The sequence below is a fragment of the Prevotella melaninogenica genome, from assembly GCF_013267595.1.
Taxonomy (GTDB): domain Bacteria; phylum Bacteroidota; class Bacteroidia; order Bacteroidales; family Bacteroidaceae; genus Prevotella; species Prevotella melaninogenica_D.
The window spans coordinates 1,094,860-1,111,163 of the sequence record NZ_CP054010.1 but is presented as its reverse complement, the minus strand read 5'-3'; the positions used below and the strand labels follow the sequence as shown (position 1 = coordinate 1,111,163).

Annotated in this window: 12 protein-coding genes and 1 pseudogene; 5 read left to right on the top strand and 8 right to left on the bottom strand. The window is 41.6% G+C overall.

Going from position 1 to position 16,304, the window contains the following annotated elements; all coding sequences use genetic code 11:
• Positions 1 to 16: 16 nt before the first annotated feature.
• From FIU21_RS04060 to FIU21_RS04045, 4 genes are all read left to right on the top strand, one after another.
• Positions 17 to 1,474, top strand: coding sequence for a hypothetical protein (locus FIU21_RS04060; RefSeq protein ID WP_004360603.1), 1,458 nt, complete (start codon positions 17 to 19; stop codon positions 1,472 to 1,474).
• A 15-nt stretch (positions 1,475 to 1,489) separates the two neighbouring features.
• The gene (locus tag FIU21_RS04055) at positions 1,490 to 2,896 is read left to right on the top strand and encodes a hypothetical protein (protein WP_004360602.1); all 1,407 of its coding nucleotides are present in this window, start codon (positions 1,490 to 1,492) and stop codon (positions 2,894 to 2,896) included.
• A 132-nt stretch (positions 2,897 to 3,028) separates the two neighbouring features.
• Positions 3,029 to 4,108 carry a DUF4876 domain-containing protein gene (locus FIU21_RS04050; protein ID WP_036886481.1) on the top strand — a complete coding sequence of 360 codons (1,080 nt, stop codon included), beginning with the start codon at positions 3,029 to 3,031 and terminating at the stop codon, positions 4,106 to 4,108.
• A 1,502-nt stretch (positions 4,109 to 5,610) separates the two neighbouring features.
• Positions 5,611 to 6,207, top strand: a complete 597-nt coding sequence (locus tag FIU21_RS04045) for a hypothetical protein (protein ID WP_004360600.1) — start codon at positions 5,611 to 5,613, stop codon at positions 6,205 to 6,207.
• Positions 6,208 to 6,347: 140 nt separating this feature from the next.
• Here the strand turns inward: FIU21_RS04045 and FIU21_RS04040 are convergent, their stop codons facing one another.
• Together FIU21_RS04040 and FIU21_RS04035 are read right to left on the bottom strand one after the other, a co-directional pair.
• Positions 6,348 to 7,655, bottom strand: coding sequence for a hypothetical protein (locus tag FIU21_RS04040; protein ID WP_231291348.1), 1,308 nt, complete (start codon positions 7,653 to 7,655; stop codon positions 6,348 to 6,350).
• A 35-nt stretch (positions 7,656 to 7,690) separates the two neighbouring features.
• Positions 7,691 to 7,873 carry a hypothetical protein gene (locus FIU21_RS04035; RefSeq protein WP_004360598.1) on the bottom strand — a complete coding sequence of 61 codons (183 nt, stop codon included), beginning with the start codon at positions 7,871 to 7,873 and terminating at the stop codon, positions 7,691 to 7,693.
• Positions 7,874 to 7,951: 78 nt separating this feature from the next.
• Here FIU21_RS04035 and FIU21_RS13260 point away from each other — a divergent pair.
• Positions 7,952 to 8,106 (top strand): annotated as a pseudogene (locus FIU21_RS13260) (IS982 family transposase); the annotation flags it as partial.
• Between the two features lie 118 nt (positions 8,107 to 8,224).
• On the opposite strand, the gene FIU21_RS04030 reads toward FIU21_RS13260, so the two are convergent.
• From FIU21_RS04030 to FIU21_RS04005, 6 genes are all read right to left on the bottom strand, one after another.
• The gene (locus FIU21_RS04030; RefSeq protein ID WP_004360597.1) at positions 8,225 to 9,088 is read right to left on the bottom strand and encodes a leucine-rich repeat domain-containing protein; all 864 of its coding nucleotides are present in this window, start codon (positions 9,086 to 9,088) and stop codon (positions 8,225 to 8,227) included.
• Positions 9,089 to 9,431: 343 nt separating this feature from the next.
• Complete coding sequence (locus tag FIU21_RS04025; protein ID WP_231291354.1) at positions 9,432 to 10,187, bottom strand: Abi family protein; 756 nt, start codon at positions 10,185 to 10,187, stop codon at positions 9,432 to 9,434.
• 484 nt (positions 10,188 to 10,671) lie between these two features.
• Positions 10,672 to 11,964 (bottom strand): bifunctional folylpolyglutamate synthase/dihydrofolate synthase, encoded by a 1,293-nt coding sequence (locus FIU21_RS04020; protein ID WP_004360595.1) that lies wholly within the window; start codon positions 11,962 to 11,964, stop codon positions 10,672 to 10,674.
• A 315-nt stretch (positions 11,965 to 12,279) separates the two neighbouring features.
• Positions 12,280 to 13,443 carry a molecular chaperone DnaJ gene (gene dnaJ, locus FIU21_RS04015; protein ID WP_004360594.1) on the bottom strand — a complete coding sequence of 388 codons (1,164 nt, stop codon included), beginning with the start codon at positions 13,441 to 13,443 and terminating at the stop codon, positions 12,280 to 12,282.
• Positions 13,444 to 13,457: 14 nt separating this feature from the next.
• A complete protein-coding gene (locus FIU21_RS04010) occupies positions 13,458 to 14,036 on the bottom strand; it encodes a nucleotide exchange factor GrpE (RefSeq protein ID WP_004360593.1) in 579 nt (192 codons plus the stop codon).
• Between the two features lie 62 nt (positions 14,037 to 14,098).
• The gene (locus tag FIU21_RS04005) at positions 14,099 to 15,715 is read right to left on the bottom strand and encodes an ABC-F family ATP-binding cassette domain-containing protein (RefSeq protein WP_004360592.1); all 1,617 of its coding nucleotides are present in this window, start codon (positions 15,713 to 15,715) and stop codon (positions 14,099 to 14,101) included.
• Positions 15,716 to 16,304: the final 589 nt, after the last annotated feature.

Genomic DNA, 16,304 nt, shown 5'->3' with positions numbered 1-16,304 from the left:
TTAGCTGAAAAAGAATATGAAACTATATAAAGACATACGCCTCATACTTGCCACGGCAGCAGTGGGACTTCTCTTCGGAAGTTGCTCTAACGACCAAGTTGACGATTTCTTCAAGAAGATTATACAAGCTCCTCCTTCCTCTATTGAGCGAGATGTGAAGGGACATGAGCAGATTTATGCGGTTCATGCCATCTTAAGAATGGGCTATAAGGGGGGAATGATTGGTGTTGGACCTGACGGAAACGACTCTATTCAAGCCTATAACACCTATCATCTTGTCAGTGGCTCGACCTCTATCCCTGTCATGCAGGAGATTGATATTGCCAAAGATGACGACGGACAGATGACAATTACGACAGAGCGCGACTGCTTTGATGTGATTGCTTCAGACGATATCTACTATGGATTGGAGCTGAAGTACTACGATCAAAACGGTATGCTCATCAACCATCAGTTCTCTGGTTATCCCTTCATGAAAGATAAAGACGGTTATAACGTTCCTGATGAAGACAACGCAACACTCCTTGTTCACCAGCACTTCTTCGGTATTGGTAACGCATCTTTGAACAAAGCAGTGGCAGATAGTAGCTCTACAGGACACGGACAGGAGGTGCGTGGATTGCAAATGGCATACCCACGTTCGTTGGCTTCACTACCTACTTATTATGACCGATACACCTTTAAAGAGAAAGGTGGAGCAATGGAAGCTGCCACAAAGTTCTCAACTTCTAACATCTATGTCCCTGATGGCTACACATTGGGACAGAATTTAGTGCCGTTCGATAGTGAGTTGGCATGGAAGTCGATTGAGGTATCGGGAAAACCAGAGGCTTTGCAGCCTTATAACTTCGGTGGAAAGATCTATCATCTCTACAAAACTATTGATCCAATGGAGCTAAATAAGATTACTCCAGAGGTCTTCACCTACGAGTATCGTGACACGGATCCAGTGGAAGAAGAACTCGGAAAACTTTTTACAGAAGCTTATAACGATGACTTCACCGACCCAGACACAGAGGCACCACGCCAGCGTTATGGTCATACCGTGGGTTTACTGCATCAGAAACGCAGCTTAGACGTCGGCTCAGACTTAGACCGATTGGGCTTTAAGGGCATCATGCAGTTTCACAAATCAGACATCGCTTTCCAGCTGCAGGTGCGCATCTGTCACATTCTTAACAAAGGACAGCAGCACGTGGGAGAGTCGGAAAAGCCTGCGAAGTACTGCAATACGAACAATAGCGAGCATAGCTTCCTATGGGATTTCAACCAGTTACAACCCGGTTGGGATAGCTTTGATATTGACTATCCGCTGTCTGTTCGTGTGATAGCCAATACCAAGGACGGTGAAGACAAGTGTTTTGAAGATGTTAAGCGATTCTATCCTGCTGCCAACAAGGCACAGCTCTGGCGTATGCTGACACAGCCACAAGACTTCTTCACACAGTACAGACATAACGTAGTATTGATGTAATAACGAATTGGGAAGATGAATAAGATATTCAAGAACATTCTTTTATTATCATGTGTTGCCGCTGTTTTCACTTCATGTGACAACTTTGTGTTTGGCAATGTACATGTTGATTATAACGAAAATCCCTTAGAAAGTAAGGGATTAGCACGTAGTGGCGCAGACCGTTATGTAGATAGTCTGTCGAAGATAAAGGTCTCTGAGCAGGTGAATAACCCCGACCCAGACGGAGCTTTCAATGGTTGGGCTACCTGCTTGGCTATGTTTAAGGAGGGACACTCCCACGGTGACGGTATGATGCACGGTAACTTCGTCTATCATAACGCCCCTTGGAAGCAAGAGGAGTTTGTCATTATCCGCAACAATACAGCAAAATGGCCTACGGTTGAGGTGCAACGCCAGAGTACGGTGACGTATCTTGAACAGAGCGATGGTAAGACTGGACCTGATTACATCCGTATCATCGGTGGAAAACTGAAGCGTTGGGGCCTCTGCCTCTACTTCTTCGATAAGGAAGGTAAGCTGATGAACGATGATATTCTCGACCACTCTGATGAATATCAGATATTCTTCACGGTGAGCGAGGTCGACGATAAGGGTAATCCTTACGAAGTGATGGACTGCCGAGGAACGTGGAAACCAAAGAAGAACAAGTTTGGTGACTGGAAGAAGGGCGGTACAGTCGACACGACACCGGTGCCTTCTCCACTCTTTGCGAATAAGACGACGTGGAAAGAACGTGCCGAACTGACTCCGAAGATATTTGAATATACCTATCGTGACACGTGGATTCATAACGCAATGGCTGACGGAGCACGTGAGTTGTTCAACCAACGTCTGCTCCCACCGTTGACCCGTGAGGATGCTGACTGGGCGGTTGCACCCTACGACCAAGACCGTGTAGGACTGAAGGGACACTTCAACTTCGACATTGATGCCGATGAAAACGATGCGCTTCATCAAGAGTGGCCATTAGAGATTACACGCCGTTTGGACCCAGCAACGGGTGAGGCAGGTCGTTATACACGTCCGTCTTACCTCTTACCAAAGTTCTATCTGTCTGTAAGAGTGATGAAATGCCCGAAAGGAAAGAAGGCATTGATACCGAAGGACGAGTATCTCAGTCGCCATTCAACCTATGTCTTCCGCAGTCCGTTCATCTGTTCGGAGGCTTACAACCCTGACGAGCCAAAGGAGTATGGGGCAGATTCAGAATGGAAGGAGCTTTTCCGCTTTAATATCCCTATCAAAGTGTTCTGCAGTAGCTTTGATACTGACCCTACAACCATCGACCCGAACGACCCACTCTATTTCTACTTAGGTCACGAAATAGGCTTGTCATCATTAGATGCGTTGGAAGCTTCGCAGAATGTACAGACCCACGGCATTGGTGGTGGCTCTGGTTTCGGAAACTGGTTCTTGTAACATGGACAGAGGGAGAGGACAGTGTCGTCGCTAAGGAAGTATCTATACGTCTGTAACTCACAATCTATTCCTCTCGTGGCAATAGTCCCTCCCACTGCTCACAATGATATAAACATAAATAGAAGAAAACAAATGATGAAAAAGAAGATAACTGCGTACCTACTTCTTAGCCTTATGCTTTTGGGGCTGAACAGCTGTACGCGTAATGAAATGCCTGTGAAGCAATCCACTTCTAAGACAAAGTTAGACCACTTGATTATCAAGGAAGTGTTCTATGTTGGGCATTATTGGTATCGTGATGTACGTGCGTGGGGTATGAAAAATTTGAACCAAATGTACAATGACGATCAGTATATCGCCATCTTCAATCCTACGGATGAGGTGAAATATCTTGACGGATTAGCGTTGTGTGTCAATGCCATTGAACCGAGCAAAGCCATCCAGTTCGCACCGAAGGACGATTTTGTTAATCGTTATTATGGTGCATCGGGTATCTCTTATTTCCCCGGTAAGGGCAATGACTACCCTGTTAAGCCGGGTCAGACTATCATTGTTGCAAAGTATGCTATCGACCACAAGGCTAAATTTGAGGCTGAGTTAGAGGGCGAGGACCTGAGTATGTATGGCGGATTGAATGCCTTTTTAGACTTGAGTAAAGCCGATTTCGAATGGACAAACAGCAACTACGACCCCGGACAGAAGAATAATCCGAACGTTCCAGACATGAATGCAATCCTCACATCTACCGATGCAAGTGGCAACATTGGTCCTGCTTACGAGTTCTCTCACATCTCTGAGAGCAACGGAATAGCCTTGATAAAACTGCCATGGACACCAGAGGAATTCAAGAAGAACTATGCCGAAACAAAGGATAGCAAAGGTTATCTGCATTATATCACCGTTACCAGTAGTGCCTTCGGTGACTTCTATGCCATCGAAATACCCTTCGAGTGTGTCATCGACTGCATCACCATCTGTCCTCGTCGTATGTTCCAGATGCGTCCAAGCAAGTTAGACAGAGGCTACAATGCCGTTACCGACGTCTCTTTCTCCAGCCTAAAACAAAGCGATTACCCCATCTCTTCTGGCCTTGCGCTGATAAGAAAGTGGGATGGTAAGAAATACGTGGATGACAACAACACAACCGCAGACTTTGAAGTAAAAGTCGCTTCACTATCAAGACGAGATGAGAAGGGCAACGCTATAAAGTAACGATTAAGAAACGGTTGCAAGGTATTAGAAGCGACTAAAGGTAAAAGGATGAAAGGATAATAAGGCTGTATCAAAGTAAGAGCAATCTATTTTGATGCAGCCTTTCACATTGAGTATAAGAAGCAAGGTCAATATTCAAGGTTCTTCCGAAATATGGAGTGATAAACTAAAAGTCTTATGTAATAGGCACACGGAGTCACGGAGGGGACGGAGGTATGCAATGACACGGAGGTACCGACGGCACAAAGAGCGACGGAGGTGCTGCGTACAGATTCTTGATAAATATTTTGGAGTAAACGCTTTGTATATGAATTGCTAATAGAATTGGCAAACAAGCTCCGTTGCTCTATGCACCGACGGTGCCTCCGTTACTTCCATTGCTTTGTTTTAATATTCCTCTGTCCTCTCCGTGCCTCCGTGTGACCTTTCGTCAGAGAACTAAGTTTGGACAAATTCCGAAATATGGAGTGATAAACTAAAAGGCTTATATAATAGGCACACGGAGTCACGGAGGGGACGGAGGTATGCAATGACACGGAGGTGCCGACGGCACAAAGAGCGACAGAGGTGCAGCGTACAGATTCTTGATAAATATTTTGGGGTAAACGCTTTGTATATAAATTGCTAATAGAATTGGCAAACAAGCTCCGTTGCTCTATGCACCGACGGTGCCTCCGTTACTTCCATTGCTTTGTTTTAATATTCCTCTGTCCTCTCCGTGCCTCCGTGTGACATTGCTTCAAACTCTAAACACAAGCGGCAAAACTTATCACTCCAAAAATCCTGAAGACTCATATTCAAACCACAAAGTTCAATGTTCAAAACCCAAAGTTCCCCTTCTTTGTAAAGATTATTCAAATACACGATACGATAAGGGCGTTAATTGGCTTTCTATTAACGCCCTTTTGGCTTGCAAAAGATGCCCTTTAAGACTCTTATTAACGCCCTTTTGAAGTACAATTAAGCACCTTTTACCTTACTATTTTATAACAGTCTGATTAACTATTAGTTACAAATCCGCCTTTTACACGTGCTTTCATCCTTTATTTTAAACCTTTTGTTCGAAAATTTGTAATGAATTTTAATATTGAATAACTTTGATTTTTGAGGTTTGAACATTAATTTTTGGCATTAATCATAATTGTGTTCATCTTCTCACAGAAGTTGTGGAAGTATGGCGGCTATAGATCTTTTTCTATGAGTATATGTGCGATGTGTACCGTAAGAATTTAGAGAGGCGGGATATTATCGACTAACGTAGGTGCCTTTAGTGTATAAAGGAGTATCACTTTCAGCATTCTTTCTCAGAACTTCAAGAAAACTAATAATTAAGAATAATTAATGCACAAAAATATGTTGTATAAGGTGGAAAAACTATCTTTACGCTTAATTTATTCACGGATTGATAAAGGCGAGAAAGTTATATATAGAGATTGAGGCAGCTCCAAAGCCAACTATTACTCCAATGTCAAATCAGTTTAGGTTTAAAATATAACAGTAGTATGAAGAGATTAGCATTATATTTCGTAGGTCTGGTTTGCATACTTTGTAATTGTACAGCGCAGACAGTATCATCGTCGGCAAAAGATAATTCACAACAAAATCAGAATAAGCAACTGCAACAAAACGTCAAAGGACAGGAGTCTGCACCAACTTACAGCATTATATCTGTAGAAAACACTTATAAACTTCGATGGACAGGTAAGGCTTTTACTGGTCTACACAAAGATAAAGCAAATACATGGCTTATCAAAGCAGTGGTGAAGGGGTTGGATGCTAAGTGGCTTAAACATCCTTTTTCGATTACAACAAAAGATGTATGGTTGCTTAAAGACAGTCTACAGAAAGATGTAGTAGCAATCGTTGCCTTGGAGTCTGCAGAGGCGGGGTGGAGTTTTCCTACCATCAACAAGGAGTATTTCATGATAGAAGAATGCGAGGCTCCCTTGTATGCTGTTCCATATTTTATAAACGGCAGAGTCTACATTATTTGTCTTACACCTTCATTTCAAATCAAAGGAGATGAGATGTACCCCACTATTGATAGAAAAGAGCTGCAAGAAAAGGTATTGATACCACTGATGCAGTCTTTCAAATAGCATATTTGTAGTGCATGTCAAAGATAATATATTTCTGTAATTTTGTCCTCGACAATCATAGCGATCTTTGTTTGTAACTATTTGTATATTAAATTGCTAATCACCAAATTAATAGACATTTATAACTCGTCAGACTCACGTTAGTTAGGACCTCTCCCAAAGGTCTGCCCATTTAAAGATATCTGCCCACTCACAACCATTTTTTTAACATCCCGTCCAGTTATCTGGCGTACAAGAACATCACTAATACATTCATATGGAGTATAAAAGCCTTTAACCAAAACCTTACGACCATTTCGTAGAAAATAGCAGACATCTTCATCAAAACCTATGGCGCCTTTCTTCTCTTTATAGAACTGAGACGAAAACTCGTAATGTCTTCCATCTACTCCTTTCACTCTAAAATGATCGCCAGTGCCTTGTACCTGTAATCCGCTACGTAAGCAGAATGCATGCAATTGTGGATAAGTGAAGAAGAGATTGTAAGACCCAGAACCCTCTTCCTTTTCCGATAAGGTTACAAGCATATAAGGTTTCATTCCTGTATCGATAAATATACTGCCTGTATAGTCATGCCGAACTCCTAACAATTTAAGAAGTGAATCACGTTTTTCCTCAGATGGGAGATCTAACAACGGCTTAACGAGTCTCAGTTGGTTCTCAGCCCATGCCTGAAATGTCTCTTTATTAACACCATTACCATAGCTGTCCATTAACTGATGAAACTCCATCACATCATTGTAAAACTGCTGACATAACTCCTGTCGATTAACGCCAAAACAGAATCGACGCTCAATATAGCAACCCTTCTTCTTACCAGATTTATCAATGGCTATATTATCCGAAGGCGCTACACTCCCACCATGATTTAGGTCATAACACGGTCCTTGCATATACATGCGAAGATAATATTGAACCTCCTCAGTCAGTCTCTCATCACCAAGGAACTGGTCGAAAGCATCTATCAGATGCTTTGCACGCCAGATATCATCAACCGTTCTCAGCTCTAACTTAGCTGGTTTTAGAGAGAAATCTAACTCGGGAAAGTGGGCCCAGAGACGTCGTGTGAGTGCATCGAAATTCTTCATAGGTCCGTGTTCAAACTCTTTTGCTCGACGCAGGATAACTACTTTCTCAAAGTCATCTATGATTCCTATCTGGTTTTTCATCATCGGAAACGGATAACTGCTGATATTACTTGCCACATGAAAGGTATCTTTAGGATAGTCTGACAATGTGAATGTCCAAATTCTTATATCGTTTGACAAGCCACGACTTGTTTCATATTTATCAGAAAGTACAATACGCTGCCCTGGATAATTTTTCTCAAGATAAGCCATGACTTCCCCAGAAGAATTAAAGCTGGGGAAGCAGCTATCCAACATTAATAGCACTAAACCCACCAACACATACAAGGGAATTCTGTGTAAAACCGTCTTTGTTTTCATAATCAAATTTAATGTTATTCAATATCTGCCACTACTTATTCTGTTCTTGTCTCAATACGGAATTTACCTCCCCAAATACCGATACCAGAAGAAACATAATATTGCGTATTACCTTTCTTTAATGGTCCGAAAGCATCTTCATAAATGAAAAGAATCAAGGCAAATATTATTATCATTGCTACATTCATATTCCTACCTTTATACTTTAACTTAACCATTATCTATACTCAAATCTAAGCCATAATTGTACTTTACTTAAACTCCTCTTATACTTTAACTTAACGTGAGTTCGACGAATTCAGAACATTGCGCAGGTGGAACACCCCAAACATAGATGCTTTGACCATTTCATCGTCAATTTATTGGGGGCAATGTTACCTATTGCCTGTTTCCTAAGAAGCTGTGCATCAATGTAAAAAGAACCATTGACACACAACTCGCATTGTTCTGAATTCGTCGAACTCACGTTATATTACTCTCCCTTTCTTTTGCAAATATAACTCTTTGCATTGATATTTGCAAGAAAGTAAATGAAAATATGGTGTGGCTTAGGAAAACCGATGTGTCTGTTATTTAATGATTATCTTTTTACCATTGACAATATAAACACCCTTAGGCAAAGCATTAATTTCGTCAGTGCTTGCTTTACTTAGCCGTTTTGTTCCATCTATTGTATAGACATCAGCAAGTCCTGCTTTATTATAAACAGTGTTTGTAATGCCAGTAGTACTACCCTCTATTAAGAAAAAATCTTCCCATTGGTATGCTTGTTTATATGCGTCAAGACTATTCTTAGGAACAATAAGTTTACATTTAGATTTATTAATGCCGTTAAGAGCATTTATGCCACAGGTTGGTGGTACGACTGCCTCACTCGAAATCTGTGTTATACTTGTACAGTAGTCAAATGCTGATGTTCCTATAGTCTTAACACTATTTCCGATATTTACTTTTTGTAGGTTGGTGCAAACTCTGAAAGCACACCCTCCAATTGTTGTAACACTATTTGGAATGGTTACAGAGGTTAGAGATCTACAATCGGTGAAAGCATAGTCGCCAATTTCTGTAACACTATTTGGAATGGTTACAGAAGTTAGCGCGCTACAACCGCTGAAAACAAACCCTCCAATTGTTGTAACACTATTGGGAATGGTTACAGAAGTTAGAAAGAAACATCTGTCGAAAGCACTGCTGCCAATTGTGGTAATACCATCACCTATTATAATTCTTTTTATAATTCGATTAATATTATATTTGCCCCATGGTGCTTCGTTTCTGTATGAATAATCATACATTTCCCCTTTTCCTGAAATGGTCAAAACTCCATCATCAGTAAGGTGCCATGTTAGATTAGGTCCACAAGTGCCAGACGTCTCGGCATTAGCTGATAAGCCCATGAGTAGGGCTATTAACAAGATGTAGATTTGTTTCATATTAGTACTTTTATATAAATAATACTTTTTTGATTTACGGAAGTTCAAATACAAAGATAAACAAAAATTATTATAAACCTTAATTTCGCAGTATAAATTCTTGTAAGAACTTCAAGTGCCTGAAAAACAACGTTCTCAAAACACTTGGATATGTCAGAAACTTCACCTATCTTAGTGCTACGAAAAGTGTGAGATTTAATATATTTAACTTTCGGTCACATCAAAAATTACATAAATATGGACTGGATGGGGTCGTTTGAACCGCCCTCCCCATAATATGATAAAACGGAAACAAAGAAGATCATGTAATGGAGTGAATAATCAGTAGTCAGTCCAAATGTTATTACCTCCATAATGGTTCCGTTTCCCATCCCTGCGGAAAGCCGAGAGCTTTTAAGTCAATTTCGGGAAACCGAATGAATAACCATGTTAGTTTGGATTGCATATCATTATTTGGGGATATAACATTAAGAAAGTATTTGATGATGCAGAGGTCAAAGTAAGCACGCATAGAATCTGTTGGAAGCGCTATCCATTCTCCTGCGGGACTAATGGGAATTGCTGGCTGAATGGCATTTTGCTTGTTCCATACTCTTGAATGATGACCACAGGCATTTCGAGTAACAGCAATAACCGTGAGCCATGACTCAAACACATTTATAGGTAAACCAAAACGTTTTGCTATGCGTTTGCGTATGCGATTTTGTTTGATGTTACGATAAATGGCATTGACGTTTCCAACAGTAAGCAGTTCTCCTAAAATCCACGATGGTGGATAAGGTTCTGAGTAGGTTCGTTTGAAATGAAGAATGAACTCTTCCTTAGATTTACTATATTCCTTGGATATAGCTCGCATTGTTTCATTAAACTTGAAACCATCTAAGAAATAAGAAAAGTCTGTCAGCCAAAAAGGATTGCCTGTCATATCTGCTGTTATTTGCATCACCGCACGTCTGATAGCAATTTCAATCTTTTCTATCTCATTAAACATGAGCAGTCTTAGTTTCTTGTCAAAGCGATAAAGCATCATCACCTTCTTGAAGGATGAACCTTTCTTGTACAAATGTGCTGTTTTGGGCATTTTCAACAAAGGATACATATAAGCAGACAATCTGTAATAACCAATGTTATCAAGGTATTGTATGGCTTTGTTTCTATCACAAATTTGTAAACCTCGAGATTCAAGCAAATCAACGAGATTTTCTGAAGATTCAAATCGTTTTGTAAAGGGAATAAGATTCACTATATTCAAATGTGTATAAACAAAAAACGCCTCGCACGATTTGAGCATTGTTAAGAGGCTTGGCGAGGACTGACTCAGCAAAGATACGAATAATTATTGATAATACAAACTTTTTAGTAAGAAAAATCACCCAAAAGTGGATTTCTTTTATTGCACTTCGTTTTGGAACTTACAGAGATGGTCGTGAAATTATGAAAATCAACTTTGCTGTCACTTCTGTCACCTCTTAGGTACTTGTAATATGTTGATTATAAGTATCTAAGAGGAAATGTTAAAAGTGACAGGAAACGAAAATTAAACTTTATGTAGTGATATGGGGTTAATGGGGAAGGGACTTTTACTACTTCTTTTGTAGGCTTGTCAGTAAGTCTGCAACCACGTAGCTGGAGCCACCAACGAAGATGAAGTCGGATTGGGCGGCATCATGAAGGGCGGCTTGGTAGGCTTCAAGGACGGTTGGGAAGACCTTTCCGTGCAGGTCGTAATCGTCGGCTGTTGCGGCAACCTTCTCTGCGGGGAAGGCACGATGTGTACTGGGTTGTGTCCAATAGTAAATGGCATCATCGGGGAGCATAGACATGACTGCATGTAGGTCTTTATCATCCACCATACCAAAGATAATGCGCTTCTGCTTACATTGTTGACGTTTGATTTGTTGGGAAAGGTAAGTCCATCCGCCAACGTTGTGTCCTGTGTCGCAAATGACCAACGGGTTAGCCTGTAGTTTCTGCCACCTACCCATTAAGCCCGTCAGTTCGCAAACATTGGCAAAGCCTTTAGCAATACTCTCAGCGTTCTTGATGACACCTTTATTATATAGTTGCATGACCGCAGTGAGTACTGTGTTGGCGTTTTTCTCTTGGTAGCTACCACCTAATTCGCCCACAAAATCGCCAAAAAAACGAGTCTGATAAGCGATGCTACCATCGGGGTTAGGGCGAGAAGAAAGCACTGCAGGGATGTCTTCAGCAAAGACAATGAGGGCATCCTCTTTCTGTGCTTTTGCCTTGAAAACAATCTGTGTTTCAGGGACAGACTCACCAATAACGACCGGTACACGATGTTTGATAATACCAGCCTTCTCTGCTGCGATAGCTGCGAGCGTATTACCGAGGAACTGGGTGTGATCGAGTGATATATTGGTGATAATCGATAAGATAGGAGTGATAATGTTTGTACAATCAAGTCTACCGCCTAAGCCTACCTCAATGATAGCAATATCAACCTTCTGCTCAGCAAAGTACTTGAAAGCTAAGGCTGTTGTGAGTTCAAAGAAAGAAGGGTGCAGTGGCTCAAAGAAGTTGCGTTCCTGTTCAACAAAGTCGATAACCTCCTGTTCAGATATCATTTCACCATTGACTCTGATACGTTCGCGGAAGTCAACGAGGTGAGGACTGGTATAGAGTCCTACCTTATATCCTTCAGCTTGGAGGATAGCTGCCAACGTGTGGGAGCATGAACCTTTTCCGTTGGTTCCTGCAACATGAATAGAAAGGAAGTGGGTATGTGGATGACCAAAGTGCTCGTCCAAAGCCTTTGTTGTCTCGAGTCCTTCTTTATAAGCAGATGCCCCGACGTGTTCGAAGACGGGGGTGCTGTTGAATAGATATTCTACGGTTTCTTGGTAGTTCATTGTTGGGGGTTGGGGGTTGGGTGGTGATGAATTGTAATGAAAGGTAAGTGATGGAATGTAAGGAAATGATTTAGCCCCATTAGCCAAAGAAGTCTAATGGGGCATATAATCATTATCTCAATTCTATTTGTAAACTCATTGCTTAATAAAAACTTGTTTACTTGTCAATTCGTTCGACTTATCAACTCATTTAACTTGTTTACTCGTCAACTCATTTAACTTGTTAACTTGTTCACTTGTCAACTCATTTAACTTGTTTACTCGTCAACTCATTTAACTTGTTTACTCGTCAACTTGTCTAACTTGTCAACTCATTCAACAAAACAGTTTCTTAAAGTTCTCGAAGATAGATCGTTTGGTGCTGTTATCGCCACGGAAGTTTTCGCTTTGGCGTAAGTCTTCGATGATTTTCTTCTCCTCTTTATTCAACTCCTTTGGAACGTAAATACTGATGTGAACCACTAAATCGCCAGTACCGCTGCCATAGCCTTGTACTGCTGGAAGACCCTTACCACGTAGGCGGAGCGTCTTACCAGGCTGTGTTCCGGGTTCAATCTTAATCTTTACATTACTGCCATCGATGGTTGGGATATCCACCTGACCTCCTAAGGCAGCTGTTGGGAAGTCGAGCAAGAGATTATAGATGATGTTCTGTCCGTCACGAACGAAGGTGTCGTTAGGTTCCTCCTCGATATATACTTGGATATTACCTGCCACGCCATTGTGTCTACCAGCGTTACCCTTGCCAGGAACATTGACCACCATACCTTCAGCAACACCCGCTGGGATGTTGATTTCAACGACTTCCTCGCCCTTTACAACGCCTTCACCATGACAGTGAGTACACTTGTTCTTAATGATAGTTCCCTCACCATTACATACATGACAGGTAGTCTGGGTCTGCATCATACCAAAGATACTCTGCTGTGTACGGATTTCAACGCCCGAACCATGACAGTTCTGGCAAGTCTCTGTTCCGCTACCCTCCTCAGCACCAGAGCCATGACAGTGTTCGCAAGGAACGTCTTTACGCACCTTAAACTTCTTGGTAACTCCCGTAGCAACCTCTTGCAACGACAGACGAACCTTCAAACGAAGATCTGTTCCACGGTACTTAGGGGCTTGATGTCCGCCACCTCCGAAGCCGCCAAATCCTCCTCCACGTCCACCGAACACATCGCCAAACATAGAGAAGATATCGTCCATAGAGAAACCACCAGCTCCACCGAAGGGACTACCACCACCAAAGCCACCGCCAGGCGCATCGAAACCAAACTGGTCATACTGTTGGCGTTTCTGTGGATCGTGCAGTACATCATAAGCCTCAGCAGCCTCTTTAAACTTTGCTTCAGCCTCAGGGTCATCTGGATTACGGTCAGGATGATACTTAATAGCAAGTTTTCTGTATGCTTTCTTTATTTCGTCTTCAGAGGCATTCTTGCTGACACCTAACACCTCATAGTAATCTCTTTTTGCCATTCTTCCTTATGAAATTATTGTCCGACAGCAACCTTTGCGTGACGGATAACCTTGTCATTGAGCGTATAACCAGTCTGTACACAATCGATAACCTTGCCCTTCTTATCGTCGCCCATACCAGGAACTATAGCGATAGCCTCATGATAATCGACGTTGAAGTCAGCATTATCGGTCTTAATCTTGTTAACACCAAGTGTCTCCAAGGCCTTCAAAAACTTCTTATAGATAAGTTCATAACCTTCTTTAATCGCCTGTGGATCCTCTGTCTTATCGGCAGTAGCACGCTCAAAGTCGTCAAGGATAGGTAGAATAGCAGCTACAGTCTTCTCACTTCCGTTGAGAATCAGTTCTGACTTCTCCTTCAGTGTACGTTTCTTGTAGTTATCAAATTCAGCAACCAAACGGATATACTTGTCTTTCCACTGCTCAGCTTCGTTCTGTGCAGCTGTCAATGGGTCAAGTTCTTCCTCTGCAGGAGTCTCCTTTCCGTTGGTTTCTTCCGCCTGTGCTTCAGCGTCGTTCTGGGTTGTTTCTTCGTTATTCAACTCCAGTTCTTCGCCTTCAATCTTTATATTTTTCTCTTTCTTACTCATAATTTTATTGCACTATTTGTCATGGCATACCCTTGCAAATAGTATGCCATGTTTTGACAATCTTAGTACATTCCTGCTTTTTGCTCCTTAATCTGCTCGTCATGGATATAGTCATCGTAGCTCATCAGCTTGTCGATGGTACCCTTTGGAGTCAGCTCAATGATACGATCAGCCACGGTGTTAATAAACTCATGGTCGTGTGAACTAAAGAGGATATTACCCTTAAAGCCAATCAAGTTGTTATTGAACGCCTGAATACTCTCCAAGTCAAGGTGGTTGGTTGGTGTGTCAAGAATCAAACAGTTGGCATTCTGAAGCTGCATACGTGCAATCATACAACGCATCTTCTCACCTCCAGAGAGTACGTTCACCTTCTTCTCAACCTCTTCCTGCTTGAACAACATACGACCCAAGAAGCCCTTCATAGCCACTTCGTTACCTGGTCCGAACTGTGACAACCAGTCAACAAGGTTCAAATCACAATCGAAGAACTCGGTATTATCCAATGGGAGATAAGCCGTAGTGATTGTCACACCCCAATTATATGTACCAGCATCAGGCTCTCGATTACCATTGATAATCTCGAAGAGCGCAGTCATAGCCTTTGAGTTGCGAGAGAGGAAGACTACCTTCTGTCCCTTCTCAATATTGAAGTTCACATTATCGAAGAGTACTGTTCCGTCCTCATCAACAGCCTTCAAGTTCTCAACCTCAAGAATCTGGTTTCCTGGTTCACGCTCCATAGAGAAGATAATACCTGGATATTTACGGCTTGATGGACGAATCTCCTCTACGTTCAGACGCTCCAACATCTTCTTACGTGATGTTGTCTGCTTACTCTTAGCCACATTGGCAGAGAATCGGCGGATGAATTCCTCCAACTGCTTCTTCTTCTCTTCAGCCTTCATCTTCTGGTTTTGAGCCTGACGTAAAGCCAACTGTGAACTCTCATACCAGAACGAGTAGTTACCCGCAAAGACCGTTACCTTACCGAAGTCGATATCGATTGTCTGTGTGCTGACTGAGTCGAGGAAGTGACGGTCGTGCGATACAACCAATACCGTCTGATGCTCGTCAATCTCACCGAGATAATCCTCTAACCATTCAACGGTCTCAAGGTCGAGGTCGTTGGTAGGCTCATCGAGCAACAAGTTCTCTGGCTTACCAAAGAGAGCCTTAGCCAACATCACACGCACCTTCTCAGTATTTGAGAGCTGTGACATCTGCTTCTCATGCAAATCCTCCTTAACGCCAAGGTTCTGGAGCAACTGTGCAGCATTACTTTCAGCCTCCCATCCATTCATCTCAGCAAACTTCAACTCTAAGTCGGCAGCACGATTACCATCCTCCTCAGTCATCTCTGGCTTAGCGTAAAGTTCCTCACGCTCTTTCATGTTCTGCCAAAGTGCATCATGCCCCATGAGGACAGTGTCCATTACCTTATACTCATCATATTTGAAGTGGTCCTGTTCCAATACCGACAGACGCTCACCCGGTCCTAACTCTACTGTTCCCTTGTTTGGCTCTAAGTCGCCAGAAATGGCACGAAGCAAGGTTGATTTACCAGCACCATTGGCACCAATGACTCCGTAAATATTACCTGGTGTAAACTTTAAGTTAACGTCCTTGTATAGAACTCTCTTGCCGAATTGGATAGCAAGGTTTGAAAGTGTAATCATCTTTTTCTAATACCTTATTATATAATAATTTGGCTGCAAAGTTACGATTTTTATTTCAAACGACAAAGAAACAAGTAGAACTTAACTTTGAACATTGAACATTGAACTTTGAGGTTTGAACTTTGAACTTTATGATTTGAACTATTAACATTGAACTTTGAGGTTTGAACTTTGAACTTTATGATTTGAACTATTAAGAACTACGAATTTCTCTAATTACGCTAACATTATTGCGATGTAATTCGTGTCATTCGCATAATGCGTAGTCGGTAAAATTTCGCGTAGATAATGATTGAAAAAACATTACATAATTTCGAGTGAAACAGCTATAGATAAGGATAAAAACACGGATGAAAAGCAAGTTTGCAATCAACAGAAAATCAGTCGGTTATAAATTTGCAACATAAAAGGTACTTAATTGGACTTCAAAAAGGCGTTAATAAGGGTTCAAAAGGGCATCTTTTAGAAACGAAAAGAGTATGAATTGAAAGCCAATTCATGCTCTTTTTATTTTTAAGATTTGATTTTTATTTACAATACGGAGGTGACGAAAGGGAAGAAGTAGGGTATTTTATTAGGCAAAGAAGCA